This window comes from Aquiflexum sp. (assembly GCF_041749095.1).
Lineage (GTDB): Bacteria > Bacteroidota > Bacteroidia > Cytophagales > Cyclobacteriaceae > Aquiflexum.
Genome location: NZ_JBGTCA010000505.1, coordinates 1 through 5,185, shown reverse-complemented (window position 1 = coordinate 5,185; position 5,185 = coordinate 1). Strand labels below are relative to the sequence as shown.

The 5,185-nt window shown below is 40.4% G+C and carries 6 protein-coding genes; 5 read left to right on the top strand and 1 reads right to left on the bottom strand.

Annotation, left to right across the window (positions count from 1 at the left end):
• On the top strand, positions 1 to 335 hold a 335-nt coding region (gene msrB / locus ACEW8O_RS23125; protein ID WP_373496999.1), incomplete at its 5' end, for a peptide-methionine (R)-S-oxide reductase MsrB.
• Here msrB and ACEW8O_RS23120 read toward each other — a convergent pair.
• Positions 322 to 462, bottom strand: a complete 141-nt coding sequence (locus ACEW8O_RS23120) for a hypothetical protein (RefSeq protein WP_373496998.1) — start codon at positions 460 to 462, stop codon at positions 322 to 324. The two genes, msrB and ACEW8O_RS23120, sit on opposite strands and share 14 nt — an antisense overlap.
• 344 nt (positions 463 to 806) lie before the next feature.
• On the opposite strand from ACEW8O_RS23120, the gene ACEW8O_RS23115 reads away from it, so the two are divergent.
• The 4 genes from ACEW8O_RS23115 to ACEW8O_RS23100 all read left to right on the top strand — a co-directional run bounded on the left by ACEW8O_RS23115 (position 807) and on the right by ACEW8O_RS23100 (position 5,159).
• Entirely contained in the window at positions 807 to 2,153 is a 1,347-nt protein-coding gene (locus tag ACEW8O_RS23115; protein ID WP_373496997.1) for a TRAFs-binding domain-containing protein, read from the top strand.
• A gap of 52 nt (positions 2,154 to 2,205) precedes the next feature.
• Complete coding sequence (locus tag ACEW8O_RS23110; protein ID WP_373496996.1) at positions 2,206 to 3,339, top strand: patatin-like phospholipase family protein; 1,134 nt, start codon at positions 2,206 to 2,208, stop codon at positions 3,337 to 3,339.
• Between the two features lie 534 nt (positions 3,340 to 3,873).
• Positions 3,874 to 4,668, top strand: coding sequence for a M15 family metallopeptidase (locus tag ACEW8O_RS23105; protein ID WP_373496995.1), 795 nt, complete (start codon positions 3,874 to 3,876; stop codon positions 4,666 to 4,668).
• A 95-nt stretch (positions 4,669 to 4,763) separates the two neighbouring features.
• Positions 4,764 to 5,159 (top strand): hypothetical protein, encoded by a 396-nt coding sequence (locus tag ACEW8O_RS23100; RefSeq protein WP_373496994.1) that lies wholly within the window; start codon positions 4,764 to 4,766, stop codon positions 5,157 to 5,159.
• Positions 5,160 to 5,185 lie beyond the last annotated feature (26 nt).

Here is a 5,185-nt window from a genome sequence, read left to right as displayed (position 1 = left end):
ATGTTCTACGGGAAAAAGGAACTGAAAGACCCTTTACCGGCCAATATTACCTCAATAAAGAAACAGGCATCTATGAATGTAAAGCCTGTGGCAATGAGATATTCCATTCCTCAGCCAAATATGACAGTGGTTGTGGTTGGCCTTCCTTCACCGAACCCGTCAGACCTGAAGCCATAGAGGTGAAAATGGACCGTAGTCATTTTATGGTCCGGGAAGAAATCCTTTGCGCGAATTGTGGTGGTCACCTAGGACATAGATTTCCTGATGGGCCGAAAGATAAAGGGGGGATTAGGTATTGTATTAATTCGGTGAGTATGGGGTTTAAGGGGGAGTAATTCTTCTAAAGGCCTTTCCAATTGTAACATCCGGCTCCTTCAATTTTTCTATCCCTGAATTCAGGATTTCCTTGATGACATTCATATAAACATGATAGACAGGCATTATGGATTCTAATTTATTCATACAATTATCAATTTTAATCTATTTTTTTTGTGCTCTACATCACTGAATTTGTAAATTATTTCCTATTTTGTAATCTATATTTCTTGTTATTGGAATTTGAAATTATTCTTTTTCCAAAAATTAAGGTCTTTGGTATTCTAGACGATTCTAGAGTTTTCGATTCTTTTTTTACAGAAAACTGGTAACAAAAGAATAAATTATTAAGCAGCTTTTTTGAATTGAATTTTATATTCAAAAGATATGAATTCGTCCTCTTCAAAAAACCGTAGTCAAATTTGATTTGAGCATGTCCTCTAAATCATACTTTTATCGCTGATAAGTTGGAATAAAATAAACCTTGCCCCATGAAACCTCTCTGCTTCATCATCATGCCTTTTGGCAAAAAGAAAGATGCCAATGACAAATTGATTGATTTCGATTATGTCTATTCTGATTTTATAAAGCCGGTAATTGAAAAGGCCGGCCTCTCTCCTATTAGGGCTGATGAGGAAATGATGGGGGGCATCATCCATAAACCCATGTATGAAAGGCTAATCCTATGTGAATATGCCATTGCTGACCTTACGGCTGCCAATGCAAATGTTTTTTACGAATTGGGTATCCGCTATACCGCAAAGCCTTTTACCACTTTCAGCATATTTGAGACTGGTACCAAAATCCCCTTTGACCTCGTTGATGTCCGCTGTTTTCCATACACCTTGGCCGATGGCAAAATCGAAAATCTTGAAACCCAAATCACCAGACTTGTAGATTACCTCAAGGGAGTAAAGAAACAAAAACTTCCCGACAGCCCAGTCTACCAATTGCTGGATGGCATAGAATTCAAACATAGTCTTTCCCATGAAAAAGTGGAAATGCTACGGGAACAGGTTACCCATGAGAACTCCATCAGGGAAAAGCTTTCAGAAATCATATCGTCAAAGAGTCCTAATGAGGAAAAATTAGAGAGAGTTCAACAACTTGAAAAAGAATTTGACAACAAGGAAGATTGGACCGCAGGAATGGCTATAGACTTTATGTTGGCATATCGTTCTGTTGAAGGTTTTTCGGTAATGGCAGCTTTTATTGATTCACTTCCAGTTCACCTCAAAAAGAATCAGGTTTTCCAGGAACAATATGGATTTGCCTTGAACCGGACAGGCCAAAAGAACAAGGCTATTCAGATATTGAGTCAGCTCGTAGAAGAAAATGGCCCAAACAGTGAAACCTTGGGCATCCTCGGGCGGATTTACAAAGACCAATTCAATGCCTTCAAGGACACTGATAGGATCAAAGCTAAGGGATTTTTGAACAAAGCGATAGACACTTATTTAATGGGCTTTAAGGCAGACATCCGGGATTATTATCCCGGGGTCAATGCAGCTACTTTGAAATACATAAGGGGTGACGAAGATGTAGCAGATTTTGCCAAAGTGGTGGAATTCGCTGTCAATACCCATTTGGAGAAAAAAGACAAAACCAATCTACGCAGAGCCACATCCAACTTCGATGATTATTGGCCTTATGCCACATTATTGGAACTGTCGGTACTTCAAAACGAGGAAGAAAAAGCCTTCGATTACCTTTCCGCTACCCTAGCTATTCCCAATGAACCTTGGCAAAGAAAAACCACCGCCAATAACCTTCAGATGTTTTTAAAGCATGGGGATTGGGTTAAAGAGATTATTGAGAATCTGATTTCAGAGCAATAACCACTACTATTAACCTTTTTCTTTCACCTTATATTTAAATTTTAATTTTCATATGAGAAAAACACTTCACGAACATCTAGCCGCCGACGGTACTCCTAAAAGAATCCTTTCCCTTGACGGTGGCGGAATCAGGGGGGCCCTTACCCTTGGTTTTCTCAAAAAGATAGAAACCATCCTTCAGGAAAAACATGGAAAGGATTACTTACTATTTGATCATTTTGACCTGATTGGTGGAACTTCGACAGGTTCCATTATCGCGGCGGCATTGGCTACAGGGAAAACTGTCGATGAGATCAAGGAACTATACATGGAACTTGGGGGAGTGATTTTTGGTGATAAAAGAAATTTTTGGAAACCATGGGACACATTCAAATACCTCAAAGCAAAATATGATTACAAAGCTTTGGAGGACAGCCTCCGAAATGCTTTCGGAAATATTACCCTCGGCAGTGATGAGTTGAAAACAGGGCTTTGTATTGTGGCAAAACGTGCCGATACCAACAGTGTTTGGCCGCTTATCAACCATCCGTATGGCAGATTCTATGATTCGGTAGATGGCAGAAACAAAGACATCCAACTTTGGCAGGCCATCAGGGCAAGTAGTGCTGCCCCTACCTACTTTGCCCCTCAGATGATTGATGTCGGTGATGGGCAGCGGGCTGCCTTTGTGGATGGCGGAGTAAGCATGGCCAATAATCCTTCCCTGACATTGTTGATGGTTGCCACTTTGACCGGTTTTCCATTTCATTGGCCGCTTTCCGAAGACAAAATCACACTGGTATCCGTAGGGACCGGATACAGTGTATTCAAAAAACACGTGGGAAAAATAGAAAAAGCTTGGATGAAAACCTGGGCCAAAGACGTTCCCAATATGCTGATGCAGGATGCCTCTTGGCAAAATCAGATCGTCCTTCAATGGCTATCCAACTCCCCTACCGCTCATTCAATTGATATGGAAATCGACAAATTGGATGGAGATTACCTGGCAGGAAAACCCATGCTCAAATACCTTCGCTACAATTTCCCGATTACAGTAGAAGAACTTAACAAATTGGGTTTAGAGAAAACATTTACTGAAAAGGAAGTGGAAAGTTTGGTGGAGATGAGTAATGCGGAGAATAGGGAGGAGTTGTATAAGATTGGGGAGGCTGCTTCTAGTATTGTTTTAAATTCTCATTTTGTCTAATCAATACTCAACATACATGGCATACAAATATGATATTTTCTTAAGTTACAAAAATAATCATGTAACAAATCTTTGGGTTATAAAATTTGAAATCAGGGATTCGACGTTTTTGACCAAGTTGGTAAAGGCATTGGTATCCTCGTAGGGTTCGCTTTTGGTTTGTACAGGCCTAAAAAGTCCCGAGAAAATGGCAAACACCACACCAAATAGTGGAATGATGTATCAGATATCAGAAAATTCAGTCAGAAATATCAGAAGGAATATATCGTGATATAGTTCATTAAATTTGGTGAAAAATTGTTTTAATTGTAATATTTTTGGTATTGAACAGCAAAATTGTTTATTTTTAATTCAATTATTTTATCTCCTTTAATTTTTAATCCGATAAGTCAAAATAGGTAAATCATGAATGAAACAAATGAAGAAGTCCAGCTAGAAAAAATGATAATTCTTTTTCAGGAAGGCTCCAATATTAAAATATGTATTAGAATCATACTTGATTATTAGTCATACACATAAAAACAATTTTTAACCATGGAAGAAATCATCAAAACCGCACAGGAACTCTTCAAAAAAGATCGCCATTACACAGGAAGTATCGATGGCATACCCGGCCCCATGACAATGGAAGGCTTAGCCAAATATGGGGATATCCCAAAATCATGGCCGACTAACCGAAGAATTATAGGCTTTATACAATTGAAGGCCAAAGAATCCGGGTTCAATCCGGGGCCATTGGATGGCATCTGGGGGCCACAGACCGAAAGCGCCTATGACCTTTTGAAATACAAACTTACAAATGGGGAAGACCAACCCCTTTGGAGGCCTGACGAATTGATCTTCGACAAACCAAAAAAATGGCCTATCCAAAACTCACCGGAATTTCACAACTTGTTTGGGGAAAGGGGTGAACACAATCTTGTCTCCGTTGACATTCCCTTTCGCATGCATGTTTGCTGGGAACCTTATTCCCTTGTGACTAGAATCCGATGCCATAGAAAGGTGGCTGACAGTATGTCCAACGTCCTGACCAAAGTCAAGGAAATCTATGGAGAAGATGAAATCAAACGGCTTAGATTGAACCTGTTTGGCGGATGCTTTAACAACCGCCAAATGAGACAGGGAAATAGCTGGTCCATGCATGCCTGGGGAATTGCTTTGGATTTTGATCCCGCGAGAAATCCTCTGAGGGCTGGACGGGAAACGTCAACTTTTTCCCGGCCTGAATACGAGGCTTGGTGGAGATGTTGGGAAGAAGAGGGCTGGGTAAGTCTGGGCCGATCTTTCAATTTTGATTGGATGCACGTTCAGGCAGCGAGGTTTTTTTAATATTCCTTCCATAAATACTTTGATAGCATTATCTTAAGTCTTTATAACAAGGTGAACCCTTTTTGTTTTTCAAATCTCCTCAATTCATTTATCCCATGCCCAATCTCCTCCCCATCTTCGCACTTTCCGGAGAACTGACCTCCGATAAAAAACTGGCAGACAAAGACCTGCTGGAAAAACCGGTCATCCATCAGGCCTCTCAGTCTTTCCCGATAGAATCCGACAAGTTGCCGTTGGTATTTTCTATCAGTGCGCAAGGACAATTGTCTGTAAACCTGTTCAATGATGAAAACGACAAGGATGATCTGGATTTGGTGGGAACAGCCCCTGAAGCGGGACTTCAATTTGACCCGGCAAAGGAAGCCTATCTGAAATATGACATTCAGGTGTTCCCGAAATGCAAGCTTTCCGTGGCAGCATTCAGGATATCGGTTTGGATATCAACAGGGAAAAGGGAATCAGGGCGACATTGTACCGAAACATATCCATGATAGAAAGTATGAAATTAATTCAATGA